General features: G+C 67.8%; 18 protein-coding genes. 13 read left to right on the forward strand and 5 right to left on the reverse strand.

Translation table 11 applies throughout. The annotated features are described in order from the left end of the window. Positions 1 to 24 precede the first annotated feature (24 nt). The 6 genes from KF889_22210 (at position 25) to KF889_22235 (ending at position 5,524) form a co-directional block, all read left to right on the forward strand. Complete coding sequence (locus tag KF889_22210) at positions 25 to 1,026, forward strand: methyltransferase domain-containing protein (GenBank protein ID MBX3502164.1); 1,002 nt, start codon at positions 25 to 27, stop codon at positions 1,024 to 1,026. Positions 1,027 to 1,203: 177 nt separating this feature from the next. Further along, positions 1,204 to 1,587: a hypothetical protein gene (locus tag KF889_22215; protein MBX3502165.1), complete on the forward strand. Its 384-nt coding sequence runs from the start codon at positions 1,204 to 1,206 to the stop codon at positions 1,585 to 1,587. Between the two features lie 42 nt (positions 1,588 to 1,629). Continuing rightward, the gene (locus KF889_22220; protein MBX3502166.1) at positions 1,630 to 2,577 is read left to right on the forward strand and encodes an ABC transporter permease; all 948 of its coding nucleotides are present in this window, start codon (positions 1,630 to 1,632) and stop codon (positions 2,575 to 2,577) included. A 12-nt stretch (positions 2,578 to 2,589) separates the two neighbouring features. Then, positions 2,590 to 3,483: an ABC transporter permease gene (locus KF889_22225; GenBank protein MBX3502167.1), complete on the forward strand. Its 894-nt coding sequence runs from the start codon at positions 2,590 to 2,592 to the stop codon at positions 3,481 to 3,483. 33 nt (positions 3,484 to 3,516) lie between these two features. Next, positions 3,517 to 4,539, forward strand: a complete 1,023-nt coding sequence (locus KF889_22230; protein MBX3502168.1) for an ABC transporter ATP-binding protein — start codon at positions 3,517 to 3,519, stop codon at positions 4,537 to 4,539. After that, positions 4,505 to 5,524 carry a dipeptide ABC transporter ATP-binding protein gene (locus KF889_22235; GenBank protein MBX3502169.1) on the forward strand — a complete coding sequence of 340 codons (1,020 nt, stop codon included), beginning with the start codon at positions 4,505 to 4,507 and terminating at the stop codon, positions 5,522 to 5,524. The genes KF889_22230 and KF889_22235 overlap by 35 nt, the downstream gene beginning before the upstream one ends. Positions 5,525 to 5,620: 96 nt before the next feature. Here the strand turns inward: KF889_22235 and KF889_22240 are convergent, their stop codons facing one another. The 4 genes from KF889_22240 to KF889_22255 all read right to left on the reverse strand — a co-directional run bounded on the left by KF889_22240 (position 5,621) and on the right by KF889_22255 (position 9,744). Next, complete coding sequence (locus tag KF889_22240) at positions 5,621 to 6,742, reverse strand: Rieske 2Fe-2S domain-containing protein (protein MBX3502170.1); 1,122 nt, start codon at positions 6,740 to 6,742, stop codon at positions 5,621 to 5,623. A gap of 11 nt (positions 6,743 to 6,753) precedes the next feature. Continuing rightward, a complete protein-coding gene (locus KF889_22245; GenBank protein ID MBX3502171.1) occupies positions 6,754 to 7,533 on the reverse strand; it encodes a crotonase/enoyl-CoA hydratase family protein in 780 nt (259 codons plus the stop codon). Between the two features lie 68 nt (positions 7,534 to 7,601). Continuing rightward, positions 7,602 to 8,462, reverse strand: coding sequence for a LysR family transcriptional regulator (locus KF889_22250; GenBank protein ID MBX3502172.1), 861 nt, complete (start codon positions 8,460 to 8,462; stop codon positions 7,602 to 7,604). A 139-nt stretch (positions 8,463 to 8,601) separates the two neighbouring features. Further along, positions 8,602 to 9,744 carry an amidohydrolase gene (locus tag KF889_22255; GenBank protein MBX3502173.1) on the reverse strand — a complete coding sequence of 381 codons (1,143 nt, stop codon included), beginning with the start codon at positions 9,742 to 9,744 and terminating at the stop codon, positions 8,602 to 8,604. A 142-nt stretch (positions 9,745 to 9,886) separates the two neighbouring features. Here KF889_22255 and KF889_22260 point away from each other — a divergent pair, with 142 nt between their 5' ends. The 7 genes from KF889_22260 to pcaG all read left to right on the forward strand — a co-directional run bounded on the left by KF889_22260 (position 9,887) and on the right by pcaG (position 16,044). Continuing rightward, positions 9,887 to 11,593, forward strand: coding sequence for an amidohydrolase family protein (locus KF889_22260; protein MBX3502174.1), 1,707 nt, complete (start codon positions 9,887 to 9,889; stop codon positions 11,591 to 11,593). A gap of 209 nt (positions 11,594 to 11,802) precedes the next feature. Then, positions 11,803 to 12,150: a hypothetical protein gene (locus KF889_22265; protein MBX3502175.1), complete on the forward strand. Its 348-nt coding sequence runs from the start codon at positions 11,803 to 11,805 to the stop codon at positions 12,148 to 12,150. A gap of 82 nt (positions 12,151 to 12,232) precedes the next feature. Then, positions 12,233 to 13,081 (forward strand): SDR family NAD(P)-dependent oxidoreductase, encoded by an 849-nt coding sequence (locus tag KF889_22270; GenBank protein ID MBX3502176.1) that lies wholly within the window; start codon positions 12,233 to 12,235, stop codon positions 13,079 to 13,081. Next, positions 13,078 to 13,497 (forward strand): acyl-CoA thioesterase, encoded by a 420-nt coding sequence (locus tag KF889_22275; protein ID MBX3502177.1) that lies wholly within the window; start codon positions 13,078 to 13,080, stop codon positions 13,495 to 13,497. The genes KF889_22270 and KF889_22275 overlap by 4 nt, the downstream gene beginning before the upstream one ends. Beyond that, entirely contained in the window at positions 13,490 to 14,656 is a 1,167-nt protein-coding gene (pobA, locus tag KF889_22280; GenBank protein MBX3502178.1) for a 4-hydroxybenzoate 3-monooxygenase, read from the forward strand. Before KF889_22275 ends, pobA begins: the two co-directional genes overlap by 8 nt. A gap of 107 nt (positions 14,657 to 14,763) precedes the next feature. Next, a complete protein-coding gene (gene pcaH, locus KF889_22285) occupies positions 14,764 to 15,462 on the forward strand; it encodes a protocatechuate 3,4-dioxygenase subunit beta (GenBank protein ID MBX3502179.1) in 699 nt (232 codons plus the stop codon). 3 nt (positions 15,463 to 15,465) lie between these two features. Continuing rightward, a complete protein-coding gene (gene pcaG, locus KF889_22290; protein ID MBX3502180.1) occupies positions 15,466 to 16,044 on the forward strand; it encodes a protocatechuate 3,4-dioxygenase subunit alpha in 579 nt (192 codons plus the stop codon). Positions 16,045 to 16,149: 105 nt separating this feature from the next. Here the strand turns inward: pcaG and KF889_22295 are convergent, their stop codons facing one another. Then, positions 16,150 to 16,638, reverse strand: a complete 489-nt coding sequence (locus tag KF889_22295; GenBank protein ID MBX3502181.1) for a nitroreductase family deazaflavin-dependent oxidoreductase — start codon at positions 16,636 to 16,638, stop codon at positions 16,150 to 16,152. Positions 16,639 to 16,643: the final 5 nt, after the last annotated feature.

Genomic DNA, 16,643 nt, shown 5'->3' on the forward strand with positions numbered 1-16,643 from the left:
TGCCCCGGCAAGAGGGAGAACGCCATGGCATCCGAGCGGCTTGATACCACGCGCCTGCAGGCGATGGCTCTGGCCTACCAGCAGAGCGCCGCGCTGATGGCGGCGGTCGAGATCGACCTGTTCACCGCCGTCTCGCAGGGCGCCAACACCATCGACGCCGTGGCCGGCCGTCTCGACATCACCCGGCGCAACGCCGAACGCATGCTGACGGCGCTGACGGCGATGGAACTCTTGCGCAAGAGCGGCGAGACCTACGCCAACGCGCCCGACGTCGAGCGCTTCCTGGTCAAGGGATCGCCGCGCTATGCCGGTCCGTGGATCACCTTCACCAAGCCGCGCTGGGAGCGCTGGGGGAAGCTTTCCGAAGCGCTGCGGCAGAAGACCGAGCGGGTACTGGGTGACTACGAGAACTTCACCGTCGAGGATGCGCGGCGCTACCACACCGCCACCAACTCCATCGGCATGGGCGCCGGCCGGCGCTTCGCGCGCCAGGTCGACCTGTCGGGCCGCAGGCTGATCCTCGATCTCGGCGGCGGCTCGGGCGCCTACAGCATCGTCGCCGCGCAGACCTGGCCGCAGCTGCGCGCCATCGTCTTCGACCTGCCGCCGGTCGCAATCGTGGCGCGCGAGTTCATCGCCCAGCACGGCGTGTCGGATCGAGTCACCGCCATGGCCGGCGACTTCACCAGCAACGACTTCCCGACCGGCGCCGACGTCGTGATCATGGCCAGCAACCTGCCGCAGTACAGCCCCGAGCTCATCCAGCTCGTCATCGGCAAGGCCTTCGCCGCGCTCGAGCCGGGCGGCGAGATGCACCTGATCGGCGAGACGATGCGCGACAGTCGCGACGGGCCGCTCAACCCCACGCTCTGGGGCCTGAACGAGGCGGTGTTCAACAGCACAGGGCAGGCGCATTCGGAAGCCGACGTCAAAGGCTTCTTCGCGCGCGCCGGCTTCACCGGCATCACGGTCAACGAATTTGTGCCCGGCGTGCTGAGCCGGATCACAGGCCGCAAGCCGGGCTGACGGCGCCTGCATGGCACGGACGGCGCCGGACGGCGATTTCCATCCCGGCGATGGTCCGATTCTCTGGGTATCGCGTGTGGTCGCCGCAGAGAGGCCGGAGCGGCCACATTCCGCGACGCTGTATCGCAATCCGAGGGGAGGGTGATCGGTGGTCATCGATGCTGGTGGCCGCCGCACATGGCTGTTTCCCGCCGGGAAACGACGATTCACCGTTTCATCAATCGCGGCGGCTGTGATCTACTGCGCCGCCACGGATGGAGCGCGTCGATGGAGCGCGCCGGCATCCGCCCCGGCCGCAAGAGCCGGGTCGCGACAACGATCACGGCGCCGGGTCGGCGCGTGGAGGAAGCGACGATGTCCAGTCCGTTGGGGCGGATAGCGATCGCCGAGAAATTCGGTGGCGCGCGGCGCATTGCGCTTCGCGACACGCCGCCGGGCGCCTCGGTGATCCACCATGGCCGAGGTGCTGCCTCCCGGCATCCCCAGGTCAAGGGAGTGATCACCGCGGCCACCACGATCCACGATCGTTGGCGCTTCGAGCACGTCTGGCTCGACAAGTAGTCGTCGTCGCGTTCCCGGAACCAAAGCGCGTAGGCCAACCACATGGGCTCTTACATCGTTCGGCGTGTGTTGCTGATGGCGTTGACGCTGTTCGGGATGTCGATCGTCATCTTCGTGCTGCTGCGCATCGTGCCCGGCGACATCGCCGACATCCTCTTCGAGTCGGCCGGCATGGTCGACCCGGAGGAGAAGGCCAAGATCACCAGGGAGCTCGGGCTGGACCTGCCCCTTTGGACGCAGTACGCGAAATGGATCATCGGCCTGTTCCAGGGTGACCTCGGCTACTCCTACGTCTCCGAAAAGCCGACCATCGAGGAGATTGGACCGCGCATCCCGATCACCGCCAAGCTCGCCGGGCTGGCGCTGGTGTTCTCGGCGGCGATCGGCGTGCCGCTGGGCGTGATCAGCGCCGTTCGCCAGAACACGTCGCTCGACTACGTCCTGCGCGTCGTCAGCCTGAGCGGCCTGTCGCTGCCGTCGTTCTGGCTCGGCCTGCTGATCCTGATGGCCGCCGTCCGCTGGTTCGGCGACATCCCGATCTACACGACGCCGCCCGAGACGCTGTGGGCCGAGCTGGCGCTCTACTCGGTGCCGGCCGCCGCCGTGGGCTTCCGGGCCTCGGCACTGATCATGCGGTTGACGCGATCGTCGATGCTGGAGGTGCTGAGACAGGACTACATCCGAACGGCGCGCTCCAAGGGGGCCAGCGAGCAGTCGGTGAACTACCGGCACGCGCTGCGCAACGCCGTGCTGCCGGTGGTGACTATCATCGGCATCGAGGCCGCATTCCTGATCGGCGGCCTGATCGTCACCGAGACGGTGTTCAACATCCCCGGCGTGGCGCGCTTCCTCGTCGAGGCGATCCGCTGGCGCGACTATCCGATCGTGCAGAATCTCGTGCTGTTCATGGCGCTGGTCACCGTCGTAGTGAACTTCATGGTCGACATGGCGTACGTGGTCCTCGATCCACGTATCCGGTACTCGGACTGAGGGGAGGCGATCATGGCCGCTATCGACCATCAAGCCGAGCTCGTCCGGGCCGGCGCCAACATCTCCAGCACCTGGGGCAGCATCCGCTTCTTCGCGCGGCGCTATCCGCTGGGGGCCGCCGGCGCGGTGATCTTCGGCATCTTCGTCGTCTGCGCGCTCTTCGCGGCGTGGATCGCGCCGATGGACCCGTTCGCCACCAACGCGCGCGCCTCGCTGTCGGAGCCCAACGCCACCCACTGGCTGGGCGCCGACTTCATGGGCCGCGACATGTTCAGCCGCATCGTGCACGGCGCGCAGATCTCGCTCGCCGTCGGCATCGGCGCGACGGTGCTGGGCTGCGCCATCGGCGGGGCCCTCGGCCTGGCATCCGGCTATGTCGGCGGCTGGTTCGACCTCATCGTGCAGCGCATCTCCGACATCGTGCAGGCGCTGCCGCTGCTGGTGATGGCGCTGGTGATGGCCGCCTCGCTCGGGCCGTCGCTGCGCAACACCATCATCGCCATCGCCATCGCGCTGGCGCCCAACGTGGCGCGTATCGTGCGCTCCAGCGCGCTGTCGCTGCGCGAGATGCCGTTCGTCGAGGCGGCGCGCGCCGTGGGCATGAGCGAATGGCGCATCGCCATCCGCCACGTGCTGCCCAACACGCTGGCGCCGCTGATCGTGCTGGCCACGGCGCAGCTCGGTTCGGCGATCCTCACCGAGGCGTCGCTCTCCTTCCTCGGCTTGGGCGTGCCCGAGCCGCATCCGTCCTGGGGCCGCATGCTCTCGGAATCGGCGGCGGAGTACGTGCGCCGCGCGCCGTGGCTGGTGATCTTCCCCGGCCTGGCGATCAGCCTGATCGTCTTCGGCACCAACCTGCTGGGCGATGCCCTGCGCGATATCCTCGACCCACGGCAGCGGAGCTAGCGAAGGATGCCGGATCACCGCGCCGACGCCATTCTGAGGACCAACAGCGACGTAGCGCTCGAGGTCGACGGTCTCACCACCTGGTTCTATACCCGCCGCGGCATCGTCAAGGCGGTCGACAACGTCTCCTTCCACGTGCGCAAGGGAGAGACGCTGGCGATCGTGGGTGAGTCGGGTTGCGGCAAGAGCATCACCGCGCTTTCGGTGATCCGCCTGATCCCGACGCCGCCGGGCCGCATCGTGTCCGGCAGCGTCAAGCTCAACGGTGTCGATCTGGTCCAGCTCGACGAAGCGCAGATGCGCGATGTGCGCGGCAACCAGATCTCGATGATCTTCCAGGAGCCGATGACCTCGCTGAACCCGGTCATGACCGTGGGCCGGCAGGTGTCGGAGGCACTGCGCCTGCATCAGAAGCTGTCCAAGCAGGACGCGATGGCGCGTGCCATCGATATGCTGAAGAAGGTCAAGATCCCCGAGGCCGAGCAGCGCGCCAAGGAGTATCCGCACCAGCTCTCCGGCGGCATGCGCCAGCGCGTGATGATCGCCATGGCGCTGGCCTGCAATCCCGAGGTGCTGATCGCCGACGAGCCGACCACGGCGCTCGACGTCACCATCCAGGCGCAGATCCTGCAGCTCATCGTCGAGTTGCAGCGCGACCTCGGCGCCGCGGTGATCCTGATCACGCACGATCTCGGCGTCGTCGCCGAGACAGCGCGGCGCGTAGTGGTGATGTATGCCGGCCGCAAGGTCGAGGAGGCCGAGGTCGGCGGGCTCTTCGCGCGGCCGCTGCATCCCTACACGCGCGGCCTGATGGGCTCGATTCCGCGCCTGGGCCTGATGCGCGGCGAGGAGACCGAAACCGGCGAACGCCTGCAGGAGATCGTCGGCACCGTGCCGGCGCTCAACGACCTGCCGCCGGGTTGCCACTTCGCGCCGCGCTGCGAATTGGCCGACGATCGCTGCCGCGCCGAATACCCGAACTATCTCGAGCACGTCCCCGGCCACTGGGCTGCCTGCTGGCATGCCGGCAAGACGAAAGGAGAGTCGCGTGGCTGAGGCGGCGACGAAGCAGCGGATTCCCGCGGTCGAGGTCGTCGACCTCAAGAAGCATTTTCCCATCAGGAAAGGCCTGCTGCAGCGCGCGGCGGGCCATGTGCATGCCGTGGACGGCGTGAGCTTCGCGATCTACGAGGGCGAGACGCTCGGGCTGGTCGGCGAGAGCGGCTGCGGCAAGTCGACGGTGGGCCGCCTGCTGTTGCGCCTGATCGAGCCCAGCGCCGGCAGCATCATGGTCGACGGCGCCGATGTCAGCCGCATGAGCAAGGCGGAGATGCGGCCCTTTCGCCGGCAGATGCAGATCATCTTCCAGGACCCGTTCTCCTCGCTCAATCCGCGCATGTCGGCCGGCGACATCGTCGGCGAGCCACTGATGGTGCACGGCATCTCACGCGGCAAGGAACGCGCCGAGCGCGTCGCCGCGCTGTTCGAGCGCGTCGGGCTGCGCCCGGCGCAGATGAGGAACTTCCCGCACGAGTTCTCCGGCGGCCAGCGCCAGCGCATCTGCATCGCCCGCGCGCTGGCGCTCGGGCCGAAGGTGATCGTCGGCGACGAGCCGGTCTCGGCGCTCGACGTCTCGATTCAGGCGCAGGTCATCAATCTGCTGATGGATCTGCAGCGCGGCTCGAACCTCGCCTACCTGTTCATCTCGCACAATCTCGCGGTGGTCGAGCACATCAGCCACCGCGTGGCGGTGATGTATCTCGGCCGCATCGTCGAGGTCGCCGAGAAGAAGACGATCTTCACCTCGCCGCAGCATCCCTATACCGAGGCGCTGCTCTCGGCGGTGCCGGTGCCCGATCCGGCGATCAAGCGCGAGAAGCGGCTGGTCGAGGGCGACGTGCCCAGCCCGGTGAACCGGCCCAGCGGCTGCCACTTCCACACCCGCTGTCCCTACGCCATCGATCGCTGCAGGGTCGAGGAGCCGAAGCTGGTGCCGGCCAAGGCCTCGCCCGAGACGCTCGTCGCCTGCCATCTGCGCTGACGGCTGTCGTCCTGAGCGCAGCGAAGGACCTCGCGGTGGTGCGAACCACCACTGCCCCAGCGTGTGACCGCAGCGCCGCAAGATCCTTCGCTATGCTCAGGATGACGGAGTGGGGACCGCCAGCGCCGCGCCCAGGGTGCGGTGGAAGTGGACGATGGCGCTTTCGAACCTGCCGAAGGTGAAGTGTTCGTTGGCGCCGCTGCCCAGCGCGCGCTGGATCGCCTGCACCACCTCGCGATCCTCCGCGCCGCCGGTCTGGTCGACGAAGGCGGCGTCGCGCGTCACCGCCTCGGCGACGGACGGATCGCCCAAGGTCCAGGTGATCAGCTTCGTGCGACCCACCGACAGCGGCTCGAGCACCACCAGCTTGATGTGCTGCGACAGCGCCGCGACGATGGCGTTGGGGAACAGCTGATAGACATAGGTCAGCAGCCCCTCGACGCGGCGCTGCTCATCCGGCACCTCGGCCAGCTTGCGGATGCGGCGGAACGGGTAGGTGACGCGGCTGTTGCGCCCGAAGCGCTCGATCACGTTCAGGTTGTCGAAGCCATAGGGGTAGAAGGTGTCCTTGTGCGTGGCGCGGATGTGATAGCCCTCGATGAAGCCTTCCATCACCAGCTTCCAATTGGCCTCCATCTCGCGCTCGACGACGTTGAAGATCGTCCAGTCGCTCGGGATCAGGTCGGGCAGGTCATTCGCCGGCAGATGGCCGGCCGGCCCATCGTCCTGGGTGACGAAGACGATGCCGCCGCGCTCGACCGCGTGTACCGGCACCAGGCCGTGCGTGCCCTTGTCGAGGCCGGGGAAGCCGTCCTCGCCCGGCAGATGGCTCAGCCGGCCGTCGAGCCGGTAGACCCAGCCGTGGTAGCGGCAGACGAAGGCGCGTGAGCAGCCGCTGCCCGAGGCGACCTGCATGCCGCGATGGCGGCAGGCGTTGCGGAAGGCGCGTACCTGGCCCTGCTCGTCGCGCAGCACGATCAGCGGCGTGCCGGCCGCCTCGCGCGCGATGTAGGAGCCGGTCTCGGGCAGGGCCTTCGAGGGGCAGAACGGCACCGGGAAGCGGCGCATCACGCGCTCGATCTCGTCGGCCATGCGTTGCTCCGAGCGGTAGTTCTCGACCGGCTCGCACCACACCTCGTCACCGAGGTCGGTGGTGCCCCTGTCGATGTGCTCCAGCACGCGACGCGCGACGGCACGGTCGTCCATCAATCCGTCCATGGCGTCCTCCTTCAGTTCGCTTTCGTGCCGTGCCGGCCGACACCCGAGGCGAAGCGGCGCGCGCCAGCTTCCGCCTCGCCCGACTCGATCGCCATGATGCCGAGCCGGAACTCGTTGAGCGTCGCGGCCTCCCAGCCGAGATCCCACTGCTCGATCGCCGACAGCCGGTCCATGCGCAGCGCTGTCTGCGGCAGCCGCGCCAATTCCTCGGCCAGCGACATCGCCGCACCAAGCGCCTGCCCCGGCTCGACCACGCGATTGACCAGGCCGATGCGCTCGGCCTCCTCGCCCGATACGCCGCGTCCCGTGAGGATCAGGTCCATCGCCCGGCTATGTCCGATCAGGCGCGGCAGGCGGACGGTGCCGAGATCGAGCAGCGGCACGCCGAAGCGCCGGCAGAACACGCCCAGGATCGCATCGCGTGCCGCCACGCGCATATCGCACCACAGCGCGAGCTCGAGCCCGCCGGCCACAGCGTAACCCTCGATCGCCGCGATCACCGGCTTGGAGAGCTTCATGCGCGTGGGGCCCATCGGTCCGTCGCCGTCGGGCCGGCGATGGGCGCGGCGTCCCGCGGCCGTGTCCTTCAGGTCGAAGCCGGCGCAGAAGATGCCGCCGGCGCCGGTCAGGATGGCAACGCTCGCGGAGTCATCGCCGTCGAAGCGGCGGAAGGCGTCGGCCAGCTCGATTCGGGTCCCGTGGCCGACGGCGTTGCGCGCCGCGAAGCGGTCGATGGTGACGATCGCGACGGGTCCGCGGGCTTCGTAGTTGACGGTCGCCTTGTCGCTCATGGCGCGGATGATCGCGCCGCTGCGTCAGGCCTGCAAACGAAAGCACATGACCGACAGGTGAATGTCATTCACCTGTCGCGCGCGGTCTCCGTCAGCAGCCAGCGCTTGAAGAGACGCAGCGCCGGATTGTTGTTGTCGCTGCGCCGATGCACCAGCCAGTAGCCGCCGGTGGGCTGGCTCTGTTCGAACAGGCGCTTGAGGTTGCTGCCGGCGCGTTCGCGGGCGCTGAACAGCGGCTCCAGGCCAAGCGCCACGCCGGCGTTTTGCTCGGCCAGCTGCATGGCGGCGCCGAAACTGTCGACCCACACGACCTGGCGGGCCTCCAGGCCGCGGATGCCCGCGCCCTCGAGCCAGATCGGCCAGGCGAGCGGGAAGGTCGTGACGTGGATCTGCGGCACGTTGGCGAGGTCCTCGGGCGTGCGCAGCCTCGCCTTGCGCCGCAGCGCCGCCGTCGCCACCGGCACTGCGCGCAGCTCCATCAGCGGTGTCGCGACGAGATCCGGCCAGCCGCCATCCCCGACGCGGATGGCGGCATCGAAAGCCTCGACGTCGAGATCGGCGTGCCGGCTCGAGGTCTCGATCACCAGCTCGATGTCGCGATGCGCCGCCATGAAGCGGCCGATGCGCGGGATCAGCCAGTCGGAGGCGAAGAAGGGCAGCACCGAGAGGCGCAGGCGGCGGCGCGAGTCCTTACCTTCGGCCGGCGTCGCCGAGCGCGACAGCTCGGCGAAAGCGCGGCCGGTGGCGATCGCCAGGGCCTTGCCGGCGGCAGTGACCTCGATGGCGCGGTGCGAGCGGGTGAACAGGCCCTTGCCCAGGCTGCGTTCGAGATTGCCGATGCGATGGCTGATCGCCGAGGGCGTCAGGCGCAGCGCCGCGGCGGCGGCCTTGAAGCTGCCCAGGCGCACGGCGGCGTCGAAGGCCTGCAGCGACAGCAGGGTGGCCGGCTTGAGCTCGGCGGCGGCCGGCAGGCGCGGCACCGCGCGCGGCGCGGTGGCGGCGCGCACGAGGCGGGCGGCGCGGGACCGACGCGATGCCGCCATCGGCGCCCGCCCGCGCCTGCTCAGTTCAGTTCGACAGCCGGTAGAACTTCGCGGCGTTGTCGCAGGTGATCTGCCTGGTGATCGCTGCCGGCAGATGCGCGAACTGCTCGGCGATGTACTTGTCGGATTGCGGCCACACGCCGTCGCCGTGCGGGTAGTCGGATCCCCACATCAGCGTCTCGGCGCCCATGTCCTCGATGATCTTCAGCCCGACACGGTCGAACTGGAACGTCGCCTTGCACTGGCGGCGCCAGTAGTCGCTGGGCTTCATCTTCAGGCCCAGATCCATGAAGCGGTCTTCCCACTCGTAGTCCATGCGGTCGAGCGCATAGGGCACCCAGCCGCAGCCGCTCTCGCCGAAGGCGACGCGCAGGTTGGGAAAGCGCTCGAAGACGTTGGCCGACATCATCGCCGCCAGGATGTTCACCAGGTTCATCTGGAAGCCGGAGACCACGGTGAAGAACACGCGTCGTCCGACCTGGCCGCCATGCTTCTCGATGGTGTCGGGCGGAATCGTCGGGAAGGTGTGGAAGTGCAGCGGCAGGTCGACGTCGTTGACCGCCGTCCACAGCGGATCCCACATCGGATGCCACATCGGCTCCATGTCCCAGGAGCACGACAGCTCCAGCCCGCGCAGGCCGAGCTTCGCGGCGCGGTAGATCTCCTTCACCGCCTCATCGACATTGCCGTAGGGCAGGCAGGCCAGCCCGATGTGGCGGTCGGGATAGTGGCTGCAGAAGCCCTTCAGCCAGTTGTTGTAGATGCGCATCATCTCGTTGGCGGCCTCGGAATCGTTGAGGCGGCTGGCGGCGCCGAGGATGCCGTAGATCACCTCGGCATCGACGTGGTCGCGATCGAGATCCTTGATGCGCAGATGCGGGTCGGAGACGCGGCGGATGTCCTTGGCGCCGTCGGCGTACAGGCCGGTCTCGGCCATGATGTCGACGCGGTGGTGCTTGCCCGGCTGGTACTTCGAGCCGGCCGGGCCGACGCCGTTCTTGAAGCCGAAGCTCGAGCCCGACCTGGTCACCCATTTCGCGCCATCCGGCGTGTCGGTGACGAAGGGCATGCGATCCTTGAGCTCGCGCGGTGCTTCGCTGACGAACAGCTCCGGCGGCATCCAGGGCATGTCGAGATGGCAGTCGGCCGAAATCCGATTGTACTTCATCGCCCGTCTCCTGGTTCCCTGGGGCCGATACTAGCAGCGTTTCGGCATGCCGTCGCCGCAGGGCAGGCCTTCGCCGGCCGCTCCGCACCGCAGCGCGGCTCGGTGTACCATCGGGCCACACGAATAACGGGAGGAACGGCCGATGGCGTACGATCTGGTGATCCGCAACGGCATGGTGATCGATGGATCCGGCCTGCCGCGCTATCGCGCCGATGTCGGCGTCAAGGATGGGCGCATCGTCACCATCGGACGCATATCAGGGAATGGTGCGGGCGAAACCATCGACGCCGAGGGCCATGTTGTCTCGCCGGGCTTCATCGACGGCCACACCCATATGGACGCCCAGATCTTCTGGGATCCGATCGGCACCAGCTCCTGCTACCAGGGCGTCACCTCTGTCGTGATGGGCAATTGCGGCTTCACCCTGGCGCCCTGCCGTGAGAGCGAGGCCGACCTCGTCTTCCGCAACCTGGAGCGCGCCGAGGACATCAGCCGCGCCGCGATGCTCGCCGGCATCAAGTGGCGCTGGGAGACTTTTCCCGAGTTCCTCGACGTGCTGGAGTCGCTGCCCAAGGGCATCAACTACGCCGGCTATATCGGCCACTGCGCGCTGCGCACCTATGTGATGGGCCAGCGCGCCTTCACCGACGAGGCGGGCGAGGACGATCTCAAGGCGATGGTGCACCACGTCAAGGAAGCGGTGCGCGCCGGCGCCTACGGCTTCTCGACCACGCGCAGCGTCAATCACCAGACCTCCGACGACAAGCCGGTGGCGTCCCGTCTCGCCACCTGGGCCGAATTCGAGGCGCTGGTGCATGCCATGGGCGAGCTCGGCACCGGCCTGGTCGAGGTCGCGGGCGAGCCCTCGGGCGCCGACAGCGAGAAGGCGATCAAGTACTACAACGACCTCGCCAGGCTCTCGGCCGCGAGCGGCCGGCCGATCACCTTCGGCCTGTTCAGCCGCCGCAAGAAGCCCGGCGCCTGGCGCGGCACCTTCGACATCATCGAGAAGGCGGCGCAGATGGGCGGCCGCCTGTTCGCGCAGGTGCACAGCCGCGCGCTCAACGTGCTGCTGTCGTTCGAGACGCAGCTGCCGTTCGACAAGTGGGACTACTGGCGCGAGATCCGCGCGCTGCCGCTGTCGGAGCAGAAGAAGGCGCTGCAGGATCCCGAGAAGCGCCGCCGCCTGGTCGAGATCGCCTCGCGTCCCTACGAAGGGCCGCAGGTGTTCGGCACCGAGGCGCGGCCGCCGGAGTGGGACTACATCTACGCCATGGACACCATCGAGGGGCCGCACAAATCGATGGCCGAACTGGCGCGCCAGCGCAACACACATCCGGTCGAGCTGATGATCGACAAGGCGCTCGAAGGCGACATGAAGTTCTTCATGATCCAGCCGATCGCCAACGAGGATCAGTCGGCGGCGCTCGAGTTGATGAAGCATCCCCGCTCGGTGGTGACTTTCTCCGACTCCGGCGCGCATGTCTCGCAGATCATGGACTCCTCGCTGCAGACGCATCTGCTCAGCCACTGGGTGCGCGAGAAGCAGGCCTTCACCCTGGAAGAAGCGGTGAAGATGATCACCTGCGATACGGCCACGCAGTTCGGCTTCCACGATCGCGGCCTGCTGCGCGAGGGCATGGCGGCCGACATGGTCGTGTTCGATCCCAGGACCGTCGGGCCGCAGATGCCGGAAGTCGTGACCGACCTGCCGGCCGGGGCCAAGCGTCTGCGGCAGAAGGCCCACGGCATCCGCGCGACGGTGGTCAACGGCCAGACCCTGCTGCGGGACAACGAGCCGACCGGCAACCTGCCGGGTAGATTGGTGCGTTCGAAGATGCCGGCTTGAGCCGGAATCTCCAAGGATTTCAGGAAATTGGCGCCCCGCCGGTCATCGGCGGGGCGAATTCTTTGGGAGGCCGCAGAAAAATCAACGCCTGTGGATAAATTCTGCTTGACCGTGAGCGATCACTCATCCTATGGATTGCGTCATTGAGAGTGAGTGCTCAGTTTTACAGACCGCACCGCGGGATGGCTGGGCAGAAGGCGAGAGTAGCCATGGTCAAGACGTTCTTCGTGGAAGAGGGCCACATGGCCCGCAGCGGCGGCCTCTGGTACGAGCCGGGCATCCTGCTGATCGTCGAGCCGCACGAGCGTGTGGATGTCTTCGTCGCCGAAGGCGGCATGCCGACGGTCTTCGAGGGCCGCTACACCTTTGAGCGCCTCAACGTCGATCTGCCGCCGGCGGGCCTCCTGAGCGCCGGCCATCTCAACGGTGGATCGCTGCACGAAGTCGAAGGCGACGCCACGGCCCGCCACGGGGCTGCCGGTCATCGCAAGGTCGAGGCCGCTGCCTGGTCGATGCCGAAGCTGCCGCCGATGCGTGGGCCGATCGTCGTCCACTGAGGCCCTCGAAAGTTTCGTCGGCCTGCCCGATACTGCTCCATGACCGATGCCCCGAAGGGGAGGCGTCGGTCGGGAGGGGACGATGGGCAAGCTCGACGGCAAGGTGGCGATCGTCACCGGCGCCAGCCGCGGCATAGGCCAGGCGATCGCCGAACTCTTCGCAGCCGAGGGCGCGAAAGTGGTGGTCGCCGCCCGCACGCTGAAGGAAGGCGACCACATGTTCGAGGGCTCCCTCGGACGCACGGTCGCCGAGATCAAGGCCAAGGGCGGCGAGGCCAGCGCAGTCGCCGCCGATGTCTCCGACGACAACGAGTGTCTCAAGCTCGCCGAGGCGGCGCGCAAGGCTTACGGGCCGATCGACATCCTCGTCAACAACGCCGCGCTGAACTACTACCTGCCGACCGAGACCTATCCGACGAACCGCTGGATCAAGGCGTTCGCCGTCAACGTGCATGGCCCGTTCATGCTCAGCAAGGCGGTGCTGCCCGACATGATCGCGAGGAAGGCGGGTGCCATCGTCAACATCAGCTCGGGTTCGGCGATCGGGCCGGGGCGCGGGCCCTACGAGGACAAGACCGTGCGCGGCGGCGTGATGTACGGCGCCACCAAGGCGGCGCTGGAGCGGTTCACGCAGGGGCTGGCGCAGGAGATGGCGCAGCACGGCGGCATCGCGATCTCGGCGCTCTCGCCCTCGCGCGTCGTGCCGACGCCCGGCACCGTGCACCACAAGCTGGTCACCGGCATCGACGATCCACGCGGCGAGCCGCCCTCGATGATGGCACGAGCCGCGTTGCTGCTGGCCAGCGAGCCGGCCTCGAAGGTCAACGGCCGAGTCACCTACAGCCAGCAGATCCTCAAGGAGTTCGGCTGGATCGAGAAGGGCGCCGGCCGCGGCGTCGACACCGTGGGCTCGGGGTATTCACAGATATGATCGTCGCCGTCAGGCGGATCGAGGTCGAATGGGGACATTGCGATCCGGCCGGTATCGTCTTCAATCCGCGCTTCTTCGAGTGGTTCGACCACTGCACCGCGGGCCTCTTCGCCCATGTCGGCCTGCGCAAGCACGAGATGGTCAAGGCCTTCGACTTCGTCGGCTTCCCCCTGGTCGAATCGCGCGCCAAGTTCCTGCGGCCGGCGAAGTTCGGCGACATCGTGGTGATCGAAAGCTCGATCGCCGAGTTCCGCCGCTCCAGCTTCGATGTGCGGCACCGGCTGCTCAACGGTGGCGAGCTGGCGGTCGAGGGCTTCGAGACCCGCGTCTGGTCGGGGCGCCATCCCGAGGACCCGCACCGGCTGAAATCCCAGCCGATCCCCGAGGCCGTAATCGCCAGGTTCCGTGATGGCTGAGACACGCACCCAGGTCGCCATCATCGGCGCCGGTCCGGCGGGACTGCTGCTGGGCCAGATGCTGCACGTCCAGGGCATCGACAGCGTGATCCTCGAACGCCACGACCGGGCCTATGTCGAGGGCCGCATCCGCGCCGGCGTGCTGGAGCAGGGCACGGTCGACATGCTGCACGAGATCGGCGTCGATGCGCGGCTGAAGCGCGAGGGCTTGGTCCATGACGGGGTGGAGATCGCCTTCCTCGGCAAGCGCCACCGCGTCGACTTCAGGGACCTCGTCGGCAAGACGGTCACCGTCTATGGCCAGACCGAGGTGACGCGCGACCTGATCGAGGCGCGGCTGGCGGCCGGGCGGCCGCTGGTGTTCGAGGCCGCCGACGTGGCGATCCATGGCGCGGATACCGACGCGCCGAAGCTGACCTATAGCAAGGGCGGCACCATCCATACGCTGCGCTGCGACTACGTTGCCGGCTGCGACGGCTATCACGGCGTCAGCCGCCAGACGATCCCGCAGCACCTTCTGCGCACCTACGACCGCGTCTATCCCTTCGGCTGGATCGGCATCCTCGCCGACGTGCCGCCGGCCTCGCATGAGCTGATCTACGCCGCGCACGAGCGCGGCTTCGCGCTGGCCAGCATGCGATCGCCGCGCCGCAGCCGCTACTACATCCAGGCGCGCATCGACGAGAACCTCGCGGAATGGCCTGATGAGCGCATCTGGGACGAGCTGAAGCTGCGGCTGGGCGTATCGATGACCACCGGCCCGTCGATCGAGAAGAGCGTGACGCCGCTGCGCAGCTTCGTGTCCGAGCCGATGCGCTGGGGCCGGCTGTTCCTCGCCGGCGACGCCGCGCACATCGTGCCGCCGACCGGCGCCAAGGGCCTCAACCTCGCCGCCTCCGACGTCTACTACCTGTCGCGCGCCTTCGTGTCGCGCTACCGGGGCGGCAACGAGGATCTGCTCGACGCCTATTCGTCGATGGCGCTGGCGCGCGTCTGGAAGGCCGAGCGCTTCTCCTGGTGGTTGACCTCGATGCTGCACAGGTTCCACGAGCCCGGCTCGTTCGAGGCGCGCATGCAGATCGCCGAGCTGGAGTACCTGATGGGCTCGGGCGCCGCGCGCACGGCGCTGGCCGAGAACTATGTCGGCCTGCCCTACTGAGCACACCCCGCTGTCCCAAGCGCTGCGAGGGATCATTTCGTCACAGGGACTCCATCGCGGAAAGATTCCTCGCTACGCTCGCAACGACAAATACACCGGAGCCTGACATGGACGGCTACAATCTGCGCGACTGGTCGACCCAGCCGCCCTATCTCGCGCCCGAGTACAAGTCGACACCGCTGCGCGCGCCGACCAGGCCGTTGATCCCGCTGAAGCAGACGCTTTCGGAGCTCACCGGGCCGGTCTACGGCCACGACAGCGTCGGCGAGCTCGACGCCGATCTCACCCGCAACGGCCGCAAGAGCGGTGAGCCGCAGGGCGAGCGCATCATCGTCACCGGCCGGGTGCTCGACGAGAACGGCAAGCCGGTGCCGGACGCGCTGGTCGAGCTGTGGCAGTGCAACGCCGCCGGCCGCTACATCCACGCGGTCGACCAGCACGACGCGCCGCTCGATCCCAACTTCTTCGGCGGCGGCCGATGCGTCAGCGATGCCGAGGGCCGCTACAGGTTCCAGACCATCAAGCCGGGCGCCTATCCCTGGCCCAATCACCACAATGCCTGGCGGCCGGCGCATATCCATTTCTCGCTGTTCGGCCCGAGCTTCCTGACGCGGCTGGTGACGCAGATGTACTTCCCCGGGGATCCGCTGCTGCCGCTCGATCCGATCTACAACGCCACGCCCGCGGGCTCGCGCGAGCTGCTGGTGTCGAAATTCTCGATCGACGTCACCCAGCCGGGCTACGCGCTGGGCTACGTCTTCGACATCGTGCTGCGTGGCCGCAACGCCACGCCGATGGAGAGCTGATCCATGGCTCTCAAGCAGACGCCGTCGCAGACCGTCGGCCCTTACTTCGCCTACGGGCTGACCCCGGCGCAGTACGGCTATCCCATGACCAGCATCGCCTCAGGGTCGATGTGCCAATCAGACACCGAGGGCGAGCGCATCCGCATCGAGGGCCGCGTCTTCGACGGCGCTGGCGCCACGGTGTTCGACGCCATGATCGAGCTCTGGCAGGCCGACGCGCAGGGCCGCTACGCCCATCCCGCCGACCCGCGCGGCTCGAACGCGCGCTTCAAGGGCTTCGGCCGCGCCGGCACCGGCACGGACGCCGAGCACCGCTTCATCTTCGACACCATCAAGCCGGGCCGCGTCGATGCGCGGCAGGCGCCGCACATCAACGTCATCGTCTTCATGCGCGGCCTGCTGCTGCACGCCTACACGCGCATCTACTTCGCCGACGAGGCGGCGGCCAATGCCGCCGACCCGGTGCTGCAGAGCGTGCCGGCCGACCGGCGCGACACGCTGATCGCCAGGCGGGAGGGCAATACCTACCGCTTCGATATCCACATGCAGGGTGATCGCGAAACGGTGTTCTTCGACGCGTAGAGCGCATGCTGTCATCCCGAGCGCAGCGAGGGATCCAGGGAAGCCGCCTGGATCCCTCGCTGCGCTCGGGATGACAGAGGATATCGATCTGCCAACCGAAGATGGCTACTTGACCGGGTCGAGCACGACCACGGGAATCTCCCGTGAGCCGGCCTTCACCTGGTAGTCGGCGTAGGGCGGCCAGAAGGTGAGCGCGTCGTTCCACATCGCCTGGCGCTCGGCGCCCTCGGCGATGCGCGCCCTGGCCTTCAGCCTCTCGGTGCCGACCTGGAGCTCGACCTCCGGGTTGGCGAGGATGTTGCGGAACCAGCCGGGATGCTCCGGCGCGCCGCCCTTCGACGCGACGATGTAGTAGCTCTGGCCGTGGCGGCCGTAGAACAACGGGAACAGGTACTTCTTGCCGGATTTGCGGCCGACCGTGGTCAGCAGCAGCGACGGCACCTCGCGCTCCGGCAGGTTGGGCAGGCTGATCTTGTACATGTGCCCTTCCTTGCCGCCGCTCCTGAGGTAGAGCTCGGTGTGGTCGATCATCCACTTGGGCATGTTGGGGGCGAGTTGGGTATCGGTCATGGCAGGCCTCGTGTTTGCTGGCATCAGGT

The sequence above is a fragment of the Alphaproteobacteria bacterium genome (genome assembly GCA_019635875.1).
GTDB lineage: Bacteria > Pseudomonadota > Alphaproteobacteria > Reyranellales > Reyranellaceae > JAFAZJ01.

Coding starts and splice junctions, on each gene's coding strand:
- KF889_22210 (MBX3502164.1), top strand. CDS start 25: ATGGCATCCGAGCGGCTTGATACCACGCGCCTGCAGGCGATGGCTCTG.
- KF889_22215 (MBX3502165.1), top strand. CDS start 1,204: ATGGCTGTTTCCCGCCGGGAAACGACGATTCACCGTTTCATCAATCGC.
- KF889_22220 (MBX3502166.1), top strand. CDS start 1,630: ATGGGCTCTTACATCGTTCGGCGTGTGTTGCTGATGGCGTTGACGCTG.
- KF889_22225 (MBX3502167.1), top strand. CDS start 2,590: ATGGCCGCTATCGACCATCAAGCCGAGCTCGTCCGGGCCGGCGCCAAC.
- KF889_22235 (MBX3502169.1), top strand. CDS start 4,505: ATGCCGGCAAGACGAAAGGAGAGTCGCGTGGCTGAGGCGGCGACGAAG.
- KF889_22240 (MBX3502170.1), bottom strand. CDS start 6,742: ATGGACGGATTGATGGACGACCGTGCCGTCGCGCGTCGCGTGCTGGAG.
- KF889_22245 (MBX3502171.1), bottom strand. CDS start 7,533: ATGAGCGACAAGGCGACCGTCAACTACGAAGCCCGCGGACCCGTCGCG.
- KF889_22255 (MBX3502173.1), bottom strand. CDS start 9,744: ATGAAGTACAATCGGATTTCGGCCGACTGCCATCTCGACATGCCCTGG.
- KF889_22260 (MBX3502174.1), top strand. CDS start 9,887: ATGGCGTACGATCTGGTGATCCGCAACGGCATGGTGATCGATGGATCC.
- KF889_22265 (MBX3502175.1), top strand. CDS start 11,803: ATGGTCAAGACGTTCTTCGTGGAAGAGGGCCACATGGCCCGCAGCGGC.
- KF889_22270 (MBX3502176.1), top strand. CDS start 12,233: ATGGGCAAGCTCGACGGCAAGGTGGCGATCGTCACCGGCGCCAGCCGC.
- KF889_22275 (MBX3502177.1), top strand. CDS start 13,078: ATGATCGTCGCCGTCAGGCGGATCGAGGTCGAATGGGGACATTGCGAT.
- pobA (MBX3502178.1), top strand. CDS start 13,490: ATGGCTGAGACACGCACCCAGGTCGCCATCATCGGCGCCGGTCCGGCG.
- pcaH (MBX3502179.1), top strand. CDS start 14,764: ATGGACGGCTACAATCTGCGCGACTGGTCGACCCAGCCGCCCTATCTC.
- pcaG (MBX3502180.1), top strand. CDS start 15,466: ATGGCTCTCAAGCAGACGCCGTCGCAGACCGTCGGCCCTTACTTCGCC.
- KF889_22295 (MBX3502181.1), bottom strand. CDS start 16,638: ATGCCAGCAAACACGAGGCCTGCCATGACCGATACCCAACTCGCCCCC.